The sequence below is a fragment of the Streptomyces sp. NPDC004838 genome (genome assembly GCF_053600955.1).
The window spans coordinates 56,185-74,202 of the sequence record NZ_JBSGAW010000008.1 but is presented as its reverse complement, the minus strand read 5'-3'; the positions used below and the strand labels follow the sequence as shown (position 1 = coordinate 74,202).

General features: G+C 71.6%; 16 protein-coding genes. 9 read left to right on the top strand and 7 right to left on the bottom strand.

From position 1 onward, the window contains the following. Positions 1-259 precede the first annotated feature (259 nt). On the bottom strand, positions 260-1,639 hold the full coding sequence (locus tag ACWEFL_RS11615) for a glycoside hydrolase family 26 protein (RefSeq protein WP_451710548.1): 1,380 nt from the start codon (positions 1,637-1,639) through the stop codon (positions 260-262). Between the two features lie 466 nt (positions 1,640-2,105). Between ACWEFL_RS11615 and ACWEFL_RS11610 the strand changes: the two genes are divergently transcribed. After that, positions 2,106-3,485: a carboxylate--amine ligase gene (locus ACWEFL_RS11610; protein WP_451710546.1), complete on the top strand. Its 1,380-nt coding sequence runs from the start codon at positions 2,106-2,108 to the stop codon at positions 3,483-3,485. A gap of 73 nt (positions 3,486-3,558) precedes the next feature. Further along, a complete protein-coding gene (locus ACWEFL_RS11605; protein ID WP_451710544.1) occupies positions 3,559-4,821 on the top strand; it encodes an NAD(P)-binding domain-containing protein in 1,263 nt (420 codons plus the stop codon). Between the two features lie 124 nt (positions 4,822-4,945). Here the strand turns inward: ACWEFL_RS11605 and ACWEFL_RS11600 are convergent, their stop codons facing one another. Continuing rightward, a complete protein-coding gene (locus ACWEFL_RS11600; RefSeq protein ID WP_451710542.1) occupies positions 4,946-5,152 on the bottom strand; it encodes a hypothetical protein in 207 nt (68 codons plus the stop codon). A 414-nt stretch (positions 5,153-5,566) separates the two neighbouring features. On the opposite strand from ACWEFL_RS11600, the gene ACWEFL_RS11595 reads away from it, so the two are divergent. Together ACWEFL_RS11595 and ACWEFL_RS11590 are read left to right on the top strand one after the other, a co-directional pair. Further along, positions 5,567-6,148 carry a DUF4352 domain-containing protein gene (locus ACWEFL_RS11595; RefSeq protein WP_451710540.1) on the top strand — a complete coding sequence of 194 codons (582 nt, stop codon included), beginning with the start codon at positions 5,567-5,569 and terminating at the stop codon, positions 6,146-6,148. 45 nt (positions 6,149-6,193) lie between these two features. Further along, positions 6,194-6,694, top strand: a complete 501-nt coding sequence (locus ACWEFL_RS11590) for a DUF5949 family protein (RefSeq protein ID WP_451710538.1) — start codon at positions 6,194-6,196, stop codon at positions 6,692-6,694. 136 nt (positions 6,695-6,830) lie between these two features. Here the strand turns inward: ACWEFL_RS11590 and ACWEFL_RS11585 are convergent, their stop codons facing one another. After that, positions 6,831-8,075 carry a cytochrome P450 gene (locus ACWEFL_RS11585; RefSeq protein ID WP_451710536.1) on the bottom strand — a complete coding sequence of 415 codons (1,245 nt, stop codon included), beginning with the start codon at positions 8,073-8,075 and terminating at the stop codon, positions 6,831-6,833. Positions 8,076-8,423: 348 nt separating this feature from the next. On the opposite strand from ACWEFL_RS11585, the gene ACWEFL_RS11580 reads away from it, so the two are divergent. Then, positions 8,424-8,963, top strand: a complete 540-nt coding sequence (locus tag ACWEFL_RS11580; protein ID WP_451710534.1) for a tyrosinase family oxidase copper chaperone — start codon at positions 8,424-8,426, stop codon at positions 8,961-8,963. 27 nt (positions 8,964-8,990) lie between these two features. Further along, a complete protein-coding gene (locus ACWEFL_RS11575) occupies positions 8,991-9,851 on the top strand; it encodes a tyrosinase family protein (protein ID WP_451710532.1) in 861 nt (286 codons plus the stop codon). Between the two features lie 114 nt (positions 9,852-9,965). On the opposite strand, the gene ACWEFL_RS11570 is transcribed toward ACWEFL_RS11575, so the two are convergent. The 3 genes from ACWEFL_RS11570 to ACWEFL_RS11560 all read right to left on the bottom strand — a co-directional run bounded on the left by ACWEFL_RS11570 (position 9,966) and on the right by ACWEFL_RS11560 (position 13,419). Next, the gene (locus ACWEFL_RS11570; protein ID WP_451710530.1) at positions 9,966-10,229 is read right to left on the bottom strand and encodes a chaplin family protein; all 264 of its coding nucleotides are present in this window, start codon (positions 10,227-10,229) and stop codon (positions 9,966-9,968) included. A 299-nt stretch (positions 10,230-10,528) separates the two neighbouring features. Next, positions 10,529-12,142: an N-acyl-D-amino-acid deacylase family protein gene (locus ACWEFL_RS11565; RefSeq protein ID WP_451710528.1), complete on the bottom strand. Its 1,614-nt coding sequence runs from the start codon at positions 12,140-12,142 to the stop codon at positions 10,529-10,531. Further along, positions 12,142-13,419 (bottom strand): amino acid deaminase, encoded by a 1,278-nt coding sequence (locus ACWEFL_RS11560; RefSeq protein WP_451710526.1) that lies wholly within the window; start codon positions 13,417-13,419, stop codon positions 12,142-12,144. The genes ACWEFL_RS11565 and ACWEFL_RS11560 overlap by 1 nt, the downstream gene beginning before the upstream one ends. 162 nt (positions 13,420-13,581) lie before the next feature. Between ACWEFL_RS11560 and ACWEFL_RS11555 the strand changes: the two genes are divergently transcribed. From ACWEFL_RS11555 to ACWEFL_RS11545, 3 genes are all read left to right on the top strand, one after another. Further along, positions 13,582-14,949, top strand: a complete 1,368-nt coding sequence (locus ACWEFL_RS11555) for a sugar kinase (RefSeq protein ID WP_451710830.1) — start codon at positions 13,582-13,584, stop codon at positions 14,947-14,949. Next, a complete protein-coding gene (locus ACWEFL_RS11550) occupies positions 14,946-15,698 on the top strand; it encodes an IclR family transcriptional regulator (RefSeq protein WP_451710524.1) in 753 nt (250 codons plus the stop codon). Before ACWEFL_RS11555 ends, ACWEFL_RS11550 begins: the two co-directional genes overlap by 4 nt. 216 nt (positions 15,699-15,914) lie before the next feature. Continuing rightward, a complete protein-coding gene (locus ACWEFL_RS11545; protein WP_451710522.1) occupies positions 15,915-16,325 on the top strand; it encodes a RidA family protein in 411 nt (136 codons plus the stop codon). Positions 16,326-16,401: 76 nt separating this feature from the next. Here the strand turns inward: ACWEFL_RS11545 and ACWEFL_RS11540 are convergent, their stop codons facing one another. Further along, positions 16,402-18,003, bottom strand: a complete 1,602-nt coding sequence (locus tag ACWEFL_RS11540; RefSeq protein WP_451710520.1) for a serine/threonine-protein kinase — start codon at positions 18,001-18,003, stop codon at positions 16,402-16,404. Positions 18,004-18,018 lie beyond the last annotated feature (15 nt).

The following is an 18,018-nucleotide window of genomic DNA, read 5'->3' as shown; positions in this document are numbered from 1 at the left end:
GGCTCGCGTGCCCTGGCACCGCACTCCCCCTGGGCCTGGCGGCCCGGGAGGTACCCCCACGCTGCGTTGTCGTCGGTCACCTATGGCCCCCTGGGCCTTGCGGCCCGGGAGGTACCCCCACCGCATGGACTTCCTCCTCCGCCTTGCGATGCACGGCACCAGACCCCGCTCCCTGATCCAGCCTGATCCATCAGAAACGACCTAGTCGGCTGCCGGTTCGGGCCGGGCCGCCCGGCGACGGGCGGCCCGACTCGGCGGACTACAGGGACGGCCAGCCGGCCGGCCACGGGACCTTCACGCAGAACGCCTCTTTCGGCACCCACCGGCTGACCCAATCGCCCAGGTCCATCGGAGGACACCACTTTGTGGAGTTCAGCTGCACCCCGCCCACCGGTCCGACGGTCGTGGGCGTGGGCGTCGGGGTCGCGGTCGGAGTGGGCGTCGGAGTGGGCTCGGGAGTCGGTGTCGGCTCCATGGGCGTGGTGGTCGGTGTCGGTGTGGGCGTCGGCTCGACCGGCGGGTTCGTGGGAGTGGGTGTCGGTGTCGGAGTCGGTGTCGGTGTCGGTTCTTCCGGAGTCGGCGTCGGAACGGGCGTCGTCTCGGTCGGAGTGGGTGTCGGTGTCGGGGTCGGCGTAGGAGCCGGAGTCAGAGTGGGAGTCGGAGATGGCGGCTGTGTCGGCGTCGGTGTCGGCGTGGGCGTCACAGGAGGAGTCGGAGGCGAAGTGGGAGTCGGCGGAGTCGGAGTCGGAGGGAGCGTGGGGACCGGCGGAGTCGGTACGACAGGCGGTGTGGGCGGCACCGGAGGCGTGGGCTCGACCGGCACGGTCGGCTTCGCGAAGAGCATCGACCGGAACACCTTCGACGATCGGGGGTTGTCATCGCACTGCCAGACACCGTGCGGACAGTAGTCCGTGATGGTCTGATACAGCGGCCTGTGCCGTTCGATCCACTCCAGCATGCCCCGCATGTACGCGGGATTGTCGCCGTTCCGGAAAAGCCCCCACTCCGGATAGGAGATCGCCTTGTTGTGCTCGCGTGCGAATTCGACCTGCTTCTGAAGCCCGTACGGAGCCGCCGCCTGCTCTTCGAAGGTGCGGCCGGGAGCCTGGTCGTACGAGTCCATTCCGATGATGTCGACGACGTCGTCGCCGGGGTAGCACTCGGTCCAGGGGATCGCGTCCGTACCCCGGTTCGGGGCGAAATCGAAGCGGAAATTCTGCCCCTCCACGGAACGCATCGCCGTGACGATGCGATTCCAGTACGTCTTCCAGGAATCGGGATCCGGGCCACAGCGATGGGTGTAGGTGGTGCCGTTCATTTCCCAGCCGAGCACGATCACCGTGTCCGGGACACCCAGCCCGACCAGACGCGAGGCGAGATTCCGGAAATGCTGATCGAACTCTCCCGAGGCCCCCGCCCGCAGCAGGCGGCGGACCTCGTGGTCGGGCACGCGGTCCTCGTTCCGCTCCAGCATGGGCACATTGAGCACGAACATTCGGTCGTCCGCACCGCGCCGCCACCGCGCCCAGTCCTCCAGGAAACCGACGCCGCCTTCGATATTGCTCCACTGGTCACCCGGGAGATAGGTGTGACCGACTCTCAGTTCCGCGCCGCCGAGCCAGCGCGACAGTTCGGCCATACGCTCAACGCCGGCCGGACCGTAATCGAGATACGCGCCGATGGCGACCTCGGCGGACTTCTTCTCTGCCGACCTGACTTCCGCTCCGGATCCCGCTGGGGCTTCCGCCCGGCCGAATCCTGTCGCTTGCTCTCCGAATACCGCTACGGAGACAAGGAGACTGGCGACAACCGTCCCCATACAGGTGCCGGTTCGACGGTGCCGTCGGGTCATGGAACCTCCTCATGCTGTTCACGCTGTCAGTACGGCCGATATGACGGCCTGTTCGACCGTAGACAGAATTTCTTATCAACGGACTGTCTGAAGGCCCGTCAGTAGCCCATTCGCGACACGAGACGCGATTTTCAGGACCATCCAGGGGAAAGTTGTGACGTTGACTCCACCGTTCGGTGCCCTCGGTGCGGGGTTCCCCGCCCTGGTGCTACGCCTCGACCGGAACCCCTTTCACCACGGCACCCTCGGGGCCGTGAGATCACTGGGGCGCGCGGGCGTCGAGGTGCATGTCGTGGTCGAGGCCGCGCGCAGCCCGGTGACCCGCTCCCGCTATCTGCGCCGAACGCACCCGAGACCGCGGGGGGACCTCACGCCGGACGCCTTCGTGGAGACGCTGCTCCGGGTCTCGGACCGGATCGGGCGACGCGCGGTGCTCATCGCGGTGGACGACCTCAGCGCGATCCGCGTCGCCGCGCACGCTTCCCGTCTCACCGACCGCTTCCTCTTTCCCGAGCAGCCCGCCGGACTGCCCGCCCGCCTTGCCGACAAGGCCGAACTCGCCGGGCTGTGCGCGGACGCGGGCATCGCGTACCCGGAGACCGTCGTCCCGGACAGCCCGGCCGAAGCCGCCGACGCGGTACGGAGACTGGGGCTGCCGCTGGTGGCGAAGTGGAGCCATCCCTGGCTGCTGACCTCGTCGGCCGCTTCGGCCGGGCTGCGCAGTACGACCCTGGTGAGATCGCCGGGGGCCGCCCGCGCGCTCTTCGAACGCGCGGAGGTCGCCGGAAGCCGACTGCTGCTCCAGCGCTATCTGCCGGACGCGCCCGACACCGACTGGTTCTTCCACGGCTACTTCGGCGACGGCGCGCGCGACAGCAGGGGCGAAGGCGCGGGCGCGGGCGACGGCGATATCTGTCTGGCCGGCGGGAGCGGGCGCAAGGAACTGTCCTGGCCGACGCGTACCGGTCTCACCGCCAAGGGCCGCTGGCTGCCCAACCCGGAGGTGGAGGAGGCCGCTCTGCGGCTGGTCTCCCATGTCGGGTACCGGGGCATCCTCGACCTCGACTTCCGGCGTGACAGGTCCACCGGGACGTATCAGCTGCTGGACGCCAATCCCCGGCCGGGCGCGCAGTTCCGGCTCTTCACCGATCCGGGCGGCCTCGATGTCGTACGGGCCCTCTACCTCGATCTCACGGGGCAGCCGGTGCCGCGTCGGGTCGTCAGGCCGGGGCGGGTGTTCGTCGCGGAGAACTACGCCCTGCTGTCGGCGCTCGCCTCCGTACGGGACAGGGACCGACGGCCCGCACCGGACCGGCGCACACCGGGCCGGGACGCGTCGGGCGCGGGAGTGGAGACCGCCTGGTTCGCGGGGGACGACCCGCTGCCGTTCCTCGCCATGGCGGTGGCCTGGCTCGGCAGGGGCCTGGCCAAAGGCATGCGCCGGATCGCCACCGCCGTCCGATCGCGTCGCCCGCCCGCTCCCGTACCGCCCCCTCGGCAGCGCGCCCCCGAGAGCGCCACCGACAGCCCCGACAGCCCCGACAGCCCTGACAGCTCTGACAACACCGACACCACCATCCCCGACGGTCACGGCGGCACTCCGGGCGCGGCCGACCGGGCCGCCCACCCCTGATCCCATCCCCGACCCGACGCCTGAACCCCCCACCCCTGTGAACCCTCCGACCAGCCTGACGAAGGAACGCGACATGTACGACGTGGCAGTCATCGGCGCCGGACCCTACGGACTGTCCGTAGCCGCACACGCGGCGGCGGCCGGAATGAGCCTGAAGGTCTTCGGCCGGACGATGGCGTCCTGGCGGGACCATATGCCGGAGGGCATGTTCCTCAAGTCGGAGCCCTGGTCGTCCAACCTCTCCGACCCGGCCGGCGCGCATACGCTCGGCAGGTACGGCTCCGAACACGGCTTCGCGACGGTCCACGGCAGCCCGCTCCCGATCGGCGCGTTCACCGAGTACGGCCTCTGGTTCGCGCGGCACTCGGTCCCGGAGGTCGACGAACGGACCGTCACCCTCCTCACCCCGGCCGGGGACGGTTTCCGGGTGGAGACCGCCGACGGCGAGAGCCACGCCTTCCGTACGGTCGTACTCGCCGTCGGCGTGCTGCCGTTCGTCCGCGTCCCGGAGCAGCTGACCGGACTCCCGTCCGCCTACGTGTCCCACAGCACCGGACACCGCGACCTCGAACGCTTCCGGGGCCTGGACGTCACCGTCGTCGGCGCGGGTCAGGCGGCGCTGGAGACCGCGACCCTGCTCGGCGAGGCGGGCGCGCGCCCGAGGCTGGTCGCCCGTACGGGACGGCTGAACTGGAACACCCTCCCCGAGCCCCTCGAACGCGGCCCGTGGCGCTCACTGCGGACCCCGCACAGCGGCCTCGGCACGGGCTGGACCAGCTGGGTCTGGTCGGAAATCCCCTGGGCCGTACGGAAGCTCCCCGCCGCCACCCGTGAGCACATCGCCCGCACCGCGCTCGGCCCGGCGGGCGCGTGGTGGCTCAGGGAGCGGTACGAGCGTGAGGTGCCCGCTCTCCTCGGGCACAGCCTGCGCGGCGCCGAGACCAGGGGCGGGCGCGTACGGCTGACGCTGAACGCCCCCGACGGGACCGTCGTGGACGTCGACACCGACCATGTCGTCGCCGCGACCGGCTTCACCCCGGACCTCGGCCGGCTCAGCCTCCTCGACGCCCCGCTGCGGTCGGCGATCGACGCGGTCGGCGGCAGCCGGGCCCCGGAGCTGAGCGCCGGGTTCGAGTCGTCGTGCGCGGGGCTGTTCTTCGCCGGGCTGCTGACCGCGCCGACCTTCGGGCCGTCCATGCGCTTCGTGCACGGCGCGACCTACACCGCCCACCGGCTGGTCGCCGGGGTACGCCGACGGCTGCGCGGCAGGGCCGTCGCACGGCTTCCGCGCCCGGCCCCCTCGGCCGACGCGACACAGCCGGTACGGGAGGGCTGACGCCCGAACCGGGCACCCGCCGTGGTGCCGTCCGCGTGCGCACATCCCGGTTGCCGCGTCCCGGTTCCCGCGTCCCGCGTCCCGTGTTCCGCGTCCCGTGTCCCGTGCCACGGCTCACGGGCCGTCAGGCCGGATGGCGGTTGATGTGGAGCCACCCCCGGTGCGAGTGCAACGAGCCGGTGAGGTGATCGGGCGGCCCCGCCTGGGGCGGTGGGAACCGGACCAGCCGGGACCACTCCAGATCGGTCGCGCCCGGCAGGGTCCGGCCCGCGGTGGACCACTCCCGTACGAGCTGTTCGTAGATGGGGACACCGCCGGCGGGCGGACCCACCGGGCGGGGCGTCTGGTCCGGGTGCGCGCTCGGGGCCGGGTTCGGAGCCGAGGGCGTCGGGACGCGCTGCCAACGGGCAGGCGCGGATGTCCTTGTCATACGACAGCCAACGTGAGCCCGGAAGGCGAAGTCACTGCCGGGAGGGGAGCACGGGGTATCGCAGGAACGATTTTTCGAGCCCGGCGGCGTGTGTTCCGGCCGCATGCGCTGGATTCCCCGCCCGCACGGCGACTTGAAGCAGGCACGGATCGAAGTGATGGCGTGCGTGCCCGTGTTCCGCGCGCTCCGCGTACGCCGATGACTCTTTGGGGTGCACGTTCCACGACACGGGCACCGATCGTCGCCCACATCGGCCGGTTCGGCGGAGAAGGCCGTGATGATTCGGAAAAACGGCATGCCCGAGGGGACCGACCGATGCGACACATGGCTTCCGCGCTGCTGCTGTCGGCGCTCGCGCTGGGAACCACCGCCTGTCAGAGTGCCGCCGACGCTTTCGGCGGACGGTCCGCGCCCCGTGCGGCGGAGGCGTCGCGGGCGGTCCTCGACCACAAGGGAAGCGCCGAAGAGCCGGCCTGGGTCGGCGATACGGTCGAACTCGACGGACGCACGTTCGGCGAGCATCTGCGCGTCTCCGTGCGATCGTCCGTCGACCCCGCGGTGGCCCTGCGCCCCGCGAAGGGCACCGCCCCGCGGCCCCGCGCCGGAACGCGATGGTTCGGCGTCGACGTCACCGTGGTCAATGTGGGCGGCCGGACCTTCGACGCCGGCGGTACGAGGACATGGGTCGCCGACGAGAAGGGGAAACGCTATCCGGCCGTGAAATCAGGGGAGATCACCACCGGGCTCGCCCTGGAATGGAACAGTCTTGCGGTCGGTGACCCCGTGCAGGGCTGGCTGGTCTTCGAAGTACCGGAGAACACGCGGATCGTGCGTTTCCACAGCTCACTCGGAAAGGCAACCGCGACCTGGCAACTCCAGGGTCATCCATCCAGGTGAACGCATGAGGTGGCGAAGGCCGGCCGGGCATTAGGGTGCCGAGCCATGACCACTGCTCACTCCACCAAGAACACCGTTCAGCGCAGCCATTTGGGCACGCTTTCCGTACTCGCCTGGACCGGCGATCCCGAAGCCGGTCACGATATGCCGTATCTCCTCCTCTACTCGCTCGGGGACGGTAACGGCGGTACGGAGGCGGGTGAAGCGGCGCTTCTGGGACTCATCGACGCATGCGGCCTGAAGAGGGGCGACCTCTCCGACGCGACTCCCGCCTCCGTGAACTCTCCGATCCGGCTGCTCGTCGAGGGCGGCCAGGCCGTTCTCAACATGCCGTATGTGAGCGCGCAGTGTCCCGCCCCCCAGGAGTGGCTGGCCGCGACGGAGGGGCGCGGGCACGCGCATCTCATCGTGGCGAGCCGCCCGTGGCCCGAGGCGGTGCCGGGGAAGCCCGTGTCCGAGGAGACCCTGCAGGCGTTCCTGGGCGACGAGGAGACGCTGATGGGGGCGGCGCATGTGCTGCTGAGGGTGAGCCGGCTCAGGAGCTGAGGCGTACGCCGGGCTCGGCGCACGCGCCGCCCGCCCGCCCCGGCGACGGACCGTCGACCACCGCCCCGGCGTTCCCCTGCGCTGCCGACCACCGCCCCGGCGTTCCACCGCGCCGCCGATCCGCTGAACGTGTGCCTCAGTCGAAGGTGAAGGACAGGGCGCGCACCCTGTTGTCGAAGTTCGAGTCGACCAGGGTCGCCGGGGCGATCGCGCGCAGGCCCTGGGGGCGGGTGAGGAGTTCGTGGAAGAGCGCCTTCATCTCCTGGCGGGCCAGATGCGCGCCCAGGCAGTAGTGCGGGCCGCCGCCCCCGTATCCCAGATGGGGGTTGGGGGACCGGGTGATGTCGAAGGTGTCGGGCCGCTCGAAGACCGCTTCGTCGCGGTTGGCCGAGGCGTAGAAGAGGACCACCTTCTCGCCGGGGAGGAAGGTCCGGCCGCCCAGCTCGCACGGGACGGCGACGGTGCGGCGGAACTGGATGATCGGGGTCGAGTGGCGGACGATCTCGTCCACCGCGCCGTCCGCGTACCGCTCGAAGTCGTCGATCAGCAGGGCGCGCTGATCGGGATGTCCGGAGAGCAGCGCCAGCCCGTGCGCGATGGCGTTGCGCGTGGTCTCCACGCCCGCGACCAGCAGCAGGGAGAAGAAGGCGCCGAGTTGGCGTGCGGAAAGGGCCTGACCGTCGATGTCGGCGCACACCAGTGCCGAAATCAGATCGTCTTCGGGATTGCGCCGGCGCTCGCGTGCGAGTTTCGCCATCACCAGCTGCATATGGGCCAGTCCGCGCAGTCCACGCCCCGGAATCCGCAGTTTCCGGCGCTCCACCCCCACATTCTCCGATGCCTCGTCGATTCTGCGGGCGATCTCGTCGCGGTGGCGCCGCGGAATTCCCATCAGATCGCAGATGATCTCAAAGGGCATCCGGGAGGCGACGGACGTCACGAAATCCGTGGGTCGGTCGCGGATCATCTCGTCGACGATGCGCGCGGCGACCGCCCGGACATTGTCCTCGGCGGCGGAGAGCAGACGTGGCGTGAAGGCGCGGGAGACGATTCCGCGGAGCGCGGCGTGCTCGGCTCCGTCCATGTTGACCATGGAGTTGCCGAAGAGGACCTTGGCCCAGCCGGCCGGTTCCGGGGTGGTGACCCCCGGCGCGCTGGTGAACTCCGTCGGTCTGCGGCTCGCCTCCTGGACGTCGGCGTGCTTCACCAGCGCGTAGAAGCCGGGCCCCGTGCCGAAGCGGGCCGGGGTGTCGAGTGTGCGGAGCCGCGCGAAGGACTCCAGCCGCCGAGAGCGCGGCAGCCGCCAGAACGACGGGTCGTCGAGATCGACAGCCCTCCCGCCCGCCGCACGGTGCGGGGACGCCTGTACGGGAAACTCCATGGCCACAAACCTCCTGAATGCTCGGGCGGCCATGCTGGCCCAGCGAGGGGCCACCCGATGACCAGAACGGCCCGGAAGACGGCGAATTACCCCCTTCGCGGGATCCGCATGGGTCCGGGCGGGGCCGGCCGGGGCGGCCGCTGCTGCGAACAGGGGATCACTCCGCCGGTCCGGCCGTCCGGATCGTTCTCCCGCAGCGGTTGACGCTCGGCGCGGTCACAGGCGGCGGACGGGGCACCCGGCGGAACGCGAAGTGACAGTCGTACATCCGGGCCACCCGTAAGAGGAACCCTTTCGCGGTCCTCTCGTTGACAGGGTCGATGCACGGCTACGTCGAAGGGCGACCTCATGCCGATCCCCGACCGTCCCGGCTCCCGCTGGGTGACCCGCCGCATCGCGCTGCGCGCGCTGTTCTCGCTCGGTGTGGTCGCGGGGACGGCCGGGGCGCTCGCCCCTCTGCTCGGCATCGGGACACCGGCCCCGGCGGCCGAGGACGGGGAACGGAAGGCCGGCGGGCAGCCGGAGCCCGAGCGGTTCACGGAGATGTACCGCGGCCGGCGTATCGAGGGCCGCGCGACCGTGCCGATCCCCGCGGGCGGCACCCAGGACACCCGGAACGCGTGGAGTGCCCGGACCACCTGGAGTACCTGGTCGGGACGGAGCGCACGGCGTGCACGGGACGCGCGGGACGTCCGGGACGTCGCCGCGCCGAGCGTCGAGGTCCGTATCGACGGCAGACCGTTGCCGATCATGCGCCGGGCCGACGGCGGCTATCTCAGCCTCGTCAACCACTACGAGTCGTTCCCGACGCTGCGCGAGGCGGCCCGTGCCGCCGTCGACGAACTGGGGGCCGCCCACCTCTCGATGTCGCCGTCGCACGGTCACTGAAGCGGCCCACGAGGAGGGACGGCACAGGTGTACACGCGTAAGAACCAGCGGAATCTCACCCGTACGGAGAAACGGCGGCTCGTCGACGCGCTGCTGGCGCTCAAACGTTCGGGAGAGTACGACGAGTTCGTCAGGATGCACGGAGACTTCTACGTCCCCGACGGCGACGACCGCCCCAGGGCGGCCCATATGGCGCCCTCGTTCTTCCCCTGGCACCGCAGATACCTGCTGGAGTTCGAGCGTGCGCTCCAGAAGGTCGACTCCGGGGTGACGATCCCGTACTGGGACTGGACGACGGACGACTCGCCCGCGTCGTCGCTGTGGGCGGAGGACTTCCTCGGCGGTACGGGGAGGGCGGGAGACCGCCAGGTGATGACCGGGCCGTTCGCGTACACGAACGGGAACTGGCGCATCGACTCCGGGATCACCGACGGCCGGTACCTCACCCGCGACCTCGGTCGCCCGTCGAACCCGGTGTCCCTGCCCACCAAGGACGATGTGGCCAGGGCGCTCAAGGAGACCCGGTACGACACGGCTCCCTGGGACTCCACCGTGCGGACCGGATTCCGCAACGTCATCGAGGGGTGGAACACCGGCGACGGCCAGCGGTGGCGCAACCACAACCGGGTGCACCGGTGGGTGGGCGGTCTGATGCTGGGCGCGACCTCGCCCAACGACCCGGTCTTCTGGCTCCACCACGCCTATATGGATCTGCTCTGGGTCCGCTGGCAGCGGGAGCACCCGCGCTCCGGCTATGAGCCCCGTACCCGGCTGCCTCAGGGCGATCCGCAGCACGGTCGGGTCTTCGCGCTGGACGAGCCGATACCGCCGTGGGATGTGAAGCCGTCGGCGCTCCTGGATCACACGCGTCACTACCGTTACGAGTAGGCGGGCCGTGAGTCCCACCGGTCCACCGGCCCGCGGGCTGTGCGTGGACCGGGTCCGGCGACGACCGAGGGCCTCACCTTCCCTCCGGAAGGTGAGGCCCTCGGCGCTGATGGGTCAGTGGCCGTAGGCGCTGAACCCCGAGCCGTTGACGCAGGTGTTGCCGAACGCCGGGTTCAGCAGACCGATCACGTTCACCGTGTTGCCGCAGACGTTGACCGGGACGTGCACGGGCACCTGGACGACGTTGCCCGAGAGCACACCGGGGGAGCCGGCGGCGGCACCGTGCGCTCCGGCGTCGGCGGCGGCCAGACCGGCTCCGCCGGCCAGGATGGCGCCCGAGCCGACGACGACGGCAGCGGCCTTCGCGATACGCGACATCAATTCTCCTTGCAGATCAGAACATCGGGGCCACAGAGGACCTGCGGCCTTCACGTTGTCAACGCCATGACCCGAGGGGGGTAACGGAAGAGGACCAAAGTCGTCACTCGCGAGGGTGGTTTCGCGCAGGGGTCGGGGAGGGGGCTTGACCGGCGACGCCGGGTGGGGGGTATTTCCGGGCCGCGGGGGCAAGGGATCTGCCGCGCGGGGCCGGTGAGCGCGTACGGCCACAGCTCTTGGGGCGGGCTCGGGACGGGCTCGGGGCGGACGCGGGCGGGTCCGGGCCCGCCCGCATGCGCTCAGCCGTTCCGTCGCGGTACGCGGCGGACGGAGCGGCCCGCCAGGATGTCTGTCCTCCTGCCGTCCTCGATCACGAATCTGCCGTCGATCAGCACATACGGGATCCCGGTGGGGAGCGTGCGCGGGGCCTCGAAGGTGGAGCCCGCCGCGACCGTCGCCGGGTCGAAGAGGACCAGATCCGCGCGATAGCCCTGGCGGACCAGGCCCCGGTCCGTGAGCCGCAGCCGGGCGGCCGGGCGGGAGGTGAGATGGGCGACCGCCTCTTCCAGGGAGAGGACGCCCAGTTCACGCGCGTACCGGCCGAGATAGTGCGGGAAGGTGCCGTACGCGCGGGGGTGGGGCTTCTCGCCCTGGAGGATGCCGTCGCTGCCGCCCGTGTGGACCCGGTGGCGCATGATCGCCCGGACGTTCTCCTCATGGCCGACGTGCTGGAGGATCGTCGTACCGAGCCGGTCCTCGACGAGGAGCCGGCGGGCGGTGGCCCAGGGGGTTTCGGACCGTTCCTCGGACGACCGCCGGATCGTCTTCCCCACATAGGGGGCGAGGGCGGGGTCCGTCACCCCGGAGATCTCGATGGTGTCCCAGTCGACGGGCACGCCGTGGCAGCCGTCGGAGCCGGTCACCTCCAGATCGTGGCGGACGCGCTCGGAAACCTTCTCGTCCCGCAGCCGCGCGAGTGCCGCGTCCGGGCCGCCCTCGCTCGCCCAGCTCGGCAGCACCGCGACGAGCGTCGTCGAGCCGGGGGTGTACGGATAGGTGTCGAGGGAGATGTCCGCGCCGTCGTCGAGCGCCCGGTCGAGGAGGGCGAGCAGTTCGTGGGCGCGGCCCTTGTTGACGCCGAAGTTCATGGTGGCGTGGGCCAGATGGAGGGCGCAGCCCGCCTCGCGGGTGAGCCGCACCATCTCGTTGTACGCGGTGAGCGCGCCCGCTCCGTACGAACGGTGGTGCGGGCAGTAGTAGCCGCCGTAGGAGGCCACCACCCGGCACAGCTCGGTGAGTTCGGCGTCGGGCGCGTACATGCCGGGGGTGTAGGTCAGCCCGGACGACATGCCGACCGCGCCCTGCTCCATGCCGTCGGCGACCAGCTGCTTCATCCGCGCCAGTTCGGCGGGGGTCGCGGGGCGGTCCTCCCAGCCGACCGCGTACATGCGGACCGTGCCCTGCGGGATCAGATAGGCGGCGTTGACGGCGATGCCCCGGTCGAGGCGGTCCAGATACTCGCCGACCGTACGCCAGTCGAAGTCGACGGAGGTGTCGCCGGGGCCGCCGCCGTTCCAGCCGTTGATCGCCCGGCGGACGCCGTCGAGGGTGCGGTCGTCCACGGGGGCGTACGACAGTCCGTCCTGGCCGAGGACTTCGAGGGTCACGCCCTGCGCGGCCTTCGCCTCGTGCGCGGGGTCGCGCAGCAGGGCGAGATCGCTGTGGGCGTGCATGTCGATGAAGCCGGGGGCCAGGGCGAGACCGGCGGCGTCCAGGGTGCGGACGGCGGTCAGCCGTGGGTCGCCCTCGCGGCGGATCGCGGCGATCCTGCCGTCCCGGAGGCCGACGTCCGCGCGGTAGGAGTCCCGGCCGGTGCCGTCGACGACGCGGGTGTCCCGGATGAGCAGATCCATCAGAAGAACGTCCGGATGTAGTCGGTGACCGTGCCGTCCGCCTCGACCAGCGGGATCAGCTGCCACTTGTCGAAGGAGGTGCAGGGGTGGGAGAGGCCCATGCCGATCCAGTCGCCGACTTCGAGGTCCGCGTCTGGGGCCGTGCGCACCCAGCCGTGCTGGTCCGACAGACCGCTGATCTCGATACCGGCGGCCGGGCGGATCTCGCCGGTCCGGGCGTCGCGTACGACCTGGGCCTCGGGCAGGTCCAGGTCGTACGCCGCGTCCCGCTTGCCCGCGTTGACGAACGCCTGCCCGGCGCTGGGGCGGGAGACGACCTGCGCCCAGAGGCGGAACGCCGGCTGGAGAGCGCCTTCGCCGGGGACCCGGTTGAAGGGGGTGAGGCGGCGGTAGTGGCCGTCGTCGTGGGAGACGTACGCGCCCGATCGCAGCAGCTTGACCACGGGACGGGAGAGGCCGGGGATGTCGGCGAAGACCTCGGCGACCGCGTCGAACCAGGCGCTGCCGCCCGCGCTGACGACGATGTCGGGGCTGTCGGCGAACCGGTCCGCCCGGTCGAAGGCGACCGCCAGGGCGACGAGCCGGCGCAGCCACGCGCGTACCCGCTCGGGGGCGGCGTCCGGCACCTCGCCCTCGTAGCCGGCCACGCCGACGAGGCGCAGGGCCGGTGCGGCGGCGATCGCGTCGGCGACGGCGGCGCACTCCGCCTCCGTACGGGCGCCGGTACGGGCCCCGTCGCCCGCGCCCAGCTCGACCACGACGTCGAGGGGGCGGGACGGCCCCGCCTCGGTGAGGGCGGCGTTCATCAGCTCGACACCGCGTACGGAGTCGGCGTAGCAGACGAACCGGACGTCCGGGTCCCGACTCAGCTCTCCGGCGATCCAGCGCAGGGCGGCGGCGTCGACGACCTCGTTGGCGAGGAAGATCCGCTGGATTCCGTGGGCGCGGTAGACGCGAGCCTGGTGGGGCACGGCGGCGGTGATGCCCCACGCTCCGTGCTCCAGCTGGCGGGCGAAGAGCTGCGGCGACATGGAGGTCTTGCCGTGCGGGGCGAACGCGAGGCCGTGGCTTTCGGAGTACGTCTGGAGGAGCGCGAGGTTGTGCTCGACGGACTCGGCGGAGAGCGCGAGCACGGGTGTGGTGAAGCCGCCGGTGAACAGGGAGCGCCGCTCGGCCGCCAGCTCGGCGACGGTCAGGCCGTCGGCATCCGGCGGGAGCGCCTTGAACCGGTGATCGACACGCTCGTGCCGGAGCGGGCCGAGCTGATCGGCGGGCATGAATGTCTCCCTCTGGTGTGGCCGTGGCAACACTGGTCTCGCCATTGCAAGATGCGCAACGCTCATTGCGTATATCGCGCAATGCTGTCTAACATCCGGCGCAGTGCCGGGTCAATGGACCCGACGGCCCCAGACCCCGCGAGGAGCCCCAGGGTGAGCAGCGTGACCGGAACCGCGAGCGCGGACGTCGCGGATGCCGCGGAGGTGATCTGCCTCGGTGAGTCCATGGTCACGTTCGTTCCCTCACGCCCCGGACGCCTCGCCGACGTTCCCTCCTTCGCGCGCGCGATCGGTGGCGCGGAGTCCAATGTCGCGTGCGCGCTGGCGGCGGCCGGGCACCGGGCGAAGTGGGTCAGCCGGGTCGGCGCGGACGGCTTCGGCGATCATCTGATCCGCGCGATCTCGGCGTACGGAGTCGACACCTCCGCCGTCGGCCGCGATCCGCGCAGGCCCACCGGCATCTATTTCCGTACCGCGGCCGACCGCTCCACCGACGAGCACGAGGTCGTCTACTACCGGGCCGGATCGGCGGCCTCCGCGATGTCCCCGGACACGGTCGCGACCGCGGACGTCACCGGCGCGCGGATCCTCCATCTCTCCGGCATCACCGCCGCCCTCTCCGCGGACTGCCTCGCCCTGATGCGCCGGCTCACCCGGCCGCGCGCGGGCCGGCCGCTGGTCTCCTTCGACGTCAACCACCGGCCCCGGCTGTGGCCCGAGCCCGCCGCCGCGAACGTCCTCCTCGAACTCGCGCGCGGCGCCGACCTCGTCTTCGTCGGCGAGGACGAGGCGGAGGCGGCGTGGGGCGTCCGCGGCGCGGCGGCGATCCGGGAGGCGATTCCGGAGCCGGAGGCGGTGGTGGTGAAGCACGGGGGGCGAGGAGCGACGGTGTTCGCGCGGGGGCGAGGCGGCTCGTTGGCGCACGAGGCGGAGGACGGGGCGGGGTACGAGTCGGGGGACGCGGCGGGGTACGAGTCGGGGCGGATCGGCGGGCCTCGGGCTTCCGGGGGGAGCGCCGGCGCGGGGCGCGGGTCCTCGCCGGGCGGGGCGAACGGTCACGGTCGGGCGGGGAACGCGGGGAGCGCAGGGGGTGGCGGGGGCGCTGGGTCTGGTGGGGCCGAGTACGCGGACGGCGTCGTACACGCGGGCGGGGCGGGGAACGCAGAGGGCGTCGGCGGGGCCTACAGCGACCGGGGGGTCACGGGCCACCCTGAGCCCGGCGGCGACGGCGGCGACGTCGTTGTTTTCGTGAGCGCCCCCCGCGTCGAGGTGGTCGCCCCCATCGGGGCCGGAGACGCCTTCGCCGCCGGATATCTCTCCGCCACGCTCCGAGGGCTGCCCCTCCGGGACCGGCTGCGCCACGGTCATCTCATGGCGGCCGCGACCCTCACCGTTCGCGAAGATCTCGGCACACCGCCCGCGACCGCGCACGCGGACCGCCTCGCGGCGCTCGACGACGCCGCCTGGGGCACACTTCGACTGGGTCCCGGCTGGACCTCAGCCGTGGATGAGGAGGTACGTACGTCATGAGTCAGACCGTCGATCGCGCGCTCAGCATCCTTCCCCTGCTCGCCCAGGGGCCGGCCGACCTCGGCCGGGTCGCCCAGAGCCTGGGGGTGCACAAGTCCACCGCGCTGCGGCTGCTGCGTACGCTCCACGACCATGGACTGGTCTACCGCCAGCAGGACCAGCGTTACCGCCTCGGGGCCAGGCTGTTCGCGCTGGCGCAGGAAGCCGTCGAGAATCTGGACGTCCGCGAGATCGCGCACCCCCATCTCGTCACCCTCAACGGACAGATCGGGCACACCGTCCATCTCGCCGTGTACGAGGAGAGCGAGGTCCTCTACATCGACAAGGTCGAGAGCCGGTACCCCGTACGGATGTACTCGCGGGTCGGCAAGCCCGTCGCGATCACGGTCGCCGCCGTCGCCAAACTCCTCATCGCCGATCTGCCCGAGTCCGAGCGGCGGCTGGTCGCCGAGAAGCTCGACTACCCGATGTACACGTCCCGTTCGACGCCGAACGCCGCCGCGTTCCTGAAGGAACTCGCGGCCGTACGCGACCAGGGATGGGCCGCCGACCTCGGCGGCCACGAGGCGTCCATCAACTGCATCGGCGCGCCCATCCGCGGCGCGGCGGGCCGGGTCGTCGCCGCGATGTCGGTCTCGGCCCCGAACGTCGTCGTCACGGCGGAGGAACTCCTCACTCTGCTTCCGCTGGTCCGCCGGACCGCCGACACCATCAGCCGGGAGTACTCGGGATCCGTGACCCCGCACTGAACCCGCCGCCGGATGGGGGATCCACCGCGAAAGGCGCTTCGGCCGCGACGTCGTGGTCGTCATGTCGCCCACGTCGTCGCGTCGCGTCGCGTCGCACAAGCCGTCCCGGCGTTCCAGCCGTCAAACCGCTCCAGCCGTTCCAGCCGTCAAACCATTCCAGCCGTTCCAGCCGTTCCAGCCGTCAATCCGTACAGCCACAGAAGCCGAGGTAGCCCGATGACCGAGAAGATCGCGATCACCCCCGCCACCCACACCGTCCCGCCCGCCAAGTTCTCCCACGGCGTCAGGAAGGGCAACATCCTCCAGGTCGCCGGTCAGGTCGGCTTCCTCCCGGCGGTGGAGGGCCAGGCTCCGACGCCCGCCGGACCGAATCTGCGCGAACAGACCCTTCAGACGTTCGCCAACGTCAAGGCGATCCTGGAGGAGGGCGGCGCGAGCTGGGACGATGTGATGATGGTGCGCGTCTACCTCACGGACGTCGACCACTTCGCCGAGATGAACGAGATCTACAACGCCTACTTCGAGGAGCAGGGTCTCAAGGCGCCCGCCGCCGCGCGTACGACGGTGTACGTCGGTCTGCCCCCCGGTCTGCTGGTCGAGATCGACGCGCTGGCGGTCCTGGACTGATACGGCGGTTCCGGGCCGGTACGGCGGATCGGTACGGCGCTCCGGGCCGGTACGGTCACGCCTTCGGCTCACGCGGTCAGCGAAGTTCTACGCAGACGACCGTCCGCACACCGGCGATGGAGTGGATCGCCTGGTCCCGCTGCACTCCCGTAGGACAGGGCGCGGTCGAGGGATCTCCGTCCGGCTGCCGCACGACATCGGTGACACGGTAGGGGGCCAGACCCTGGTCGTCGCCGCAGGGCAGCGGGTCCAGCGACCTCGGCGAACCCAGACACTGACCTGCCCGGACCGGCGAAGTCACCTTGGGGCCGCTGTCGTCGCCGCCGTTGCCGCCACTGCCGTTGCTTCCGAGGGCCCGTGGGGCATAGATGGCGGCGAGGATCAGCCCGGCGATGATCAGCGCCCCGAGGAGCTGACCCGGTCCGGAGGTCAGGAACCGCTTGCGGGCCGCGGCGGACGTGGCGGCGGGCCGGCGCTCGGCATCCGGTGGGGGTGTGGGCGCGTCGGCCCCGCGCGCATGAGGAGAGCCGTCGACCGTGAGCGCCTCGGCGACCGGAACGGCGACGGGCGGGCCGAAGGCCCCCGCACCGCCGGGACGCGGACCCGCCGGCGGGGGCGTGACCGCCGGTACCGGTGCCGGTGCCGGCGGCGAGGGCACCGGCGGTGAGGGCACCGGCGTGGTCTCCCGTGCCGGGGGCGCCTGCGGACTACCGACTCGGTGTGCTCCCCGCAGCGGCACCGTCGCCACCCTGGGCGTCGCGCCCGCCAGTTCCTCGCCCTCGCTCGCGTACTCCTCGATCAGCCGCGCCCAGCTCGCCGGGAGCCACTGCTGCTGGACCGAGGAGGCCGAGGGAGCGGCCTGTTCCGTGGCGAACCGGGCCAGCAGATCGCCCGGTTGCGGGCGGTCGCCGGGTTCGACGGCCAGGCAGTGGTGGACGATGTCGGCCAGAGCGGCGGGCAGCCCGGTGAGGTCGAGGTCGCCGCGCGAGACCCTGGCCAGCAGCCGCAGGGTGTCCTCGCCCTCCGGGTACGGAGGTCTGCCGACCGCGAGATGGAACAGGGTCGCGCCGAGCGAGTAGACGTCCGACGCGGCGGTGGACTCCTCCCCCCTGGCCTGCTCGGGGGAGGTGAAGGCGATCGTGCCCAGGGTCAGCGTCGTCCGGGTGATGTCGGTGGAATGCGAGATGCCGAAGTCGATGACCTTCGCGCCCGACATCGGCAGCAGGATGTTCTGCGGCTTCACGTCCCGGTGGACGATTCCCTCCCGGTGGAGCGTGAAGAGCGCGGCCGTCGTCCCGGCCGCGATCCAGCGGACGGCGGGCGCGGGCAGCACCCCGGCGACCCGCACGAGTTCGGCCAGCGAGGGGGCCGCGATGTAGTCGATGGCCATCCAGGGGCGCTCGGCCTCCGGGTCGGCGTCGCGGACCTTCGCCGTGTACACACTGTCGATACGTCCGGCGAGCGCGACCTCACGGGCGAACCGCCGCCGGTCGGTGTCGCCGACCGCGCCCTCGGCGAGCAGCGTCTTGACGGCGGCGAGCCGGCCGTCCGCCGTGGACCGGGCCAGATAGACCCGGCCCATGCCGCCGGAACCGAGCCGGCCGAGGAGTTCGTACGGACCCAGTCCGGCCGGGTCGTCCCCGCCGAGCGGCAGCAGACGCTGTCCGGTCCCCGTCATGTCGCCGATTCCCCC

Excerpts from the sequence above, each read along its gene's own strand:
- ACWEFL_RS11550 (WP_451710524.1), top strand. The coding sequence starts at position 14,946 with ATGAGTCAGACCGTCGATCGCGCGCTCAGCATCCTTCCCCTGCTCGCC.
- ACWEFL_RS11570 (WP_451710530.1), bottom strand. The coding sequence starts at position 10,229 with ATGTCGCGTATCGCGAAGGCCGCTGCCGTCGTCGTCGGCTCGGGCGCC.
- ACWEFL_RS11540 (WP_451710520.1), bottom strand. The coding sequence starts at position 18,003 with ATGACGGGGACCGGACAGCGTCTGCTGCCGCTCGGCGGGGACGACCCG.
- ACWEFL_RS11605 (WP_451710544.1), top strand. The coding sequence starts at position 3,559 with ATGTACGACGTGGCAGTCATCGGCGCCGGACCCTACGGACTGTCCGTA.
- ACWEFL_RS11585 (WP_451710536.1), bottom strand. The coding sequence starts at position 8,075 with ATGGAGTTTCCCGTACAGGCGTCCCCGCACCGTGCGGCGGGCGGGAGG.
- ACWEFL_RS11565 (WP_451710528.1), bottom strand. The coding sequence starts at position 12,142 with ATGGATCTGCTCATCCGGGACACCCGCGTCGTCGACGGCACCGGCCGG.
- ACWEFL_RS11590 (WP_451710538.1), top strand. The coding sequence starts at position 6,194 with ATGACCACTGCTCACTCCACCAAGAACACCGTTCAGCGCAGCCATTTG.
- ACWEFL_RS11560 (WP_451710526.1), bottom strand. The coding sequence starts at position 13,419 with ATGCCCGCCGATCAGCTCGGCCCGCTCCGGCACGAGCGTGTCGATCAC.
- ACWEFL_RS11545 (WP_451710522.1), top strand. The coding sequence starts at position 15,915 with ATGACCGAGAAGATCGCGATCACCCCCGCCACCCACACCGTCCCGCCC.
- ACWEFL_RS11595 (WP_451710540.1), top strand. The coding sequence starts at position 5,567 with ATGCGACACATGGCTTCCGCGCTGCTGCTGTCGGCGCTCGCGCTGGGA.
- ACWEFL_RS11615 (WP_451710548.1), bottom strand. The coding sequence starts at position 1,639 with ATGGCCGAACTGTCGCGCTGGCTCGGCGGCGCGGAACTGAGAGTCGGT.
- ACWEFL_RS11580 (WP_451710534.1), top strand. The coding sequence starts at position 8,424 with ATGCCGATCCCCGACCGTCCCGGCTCCCGCTGGGTGACCCGCCGCATC.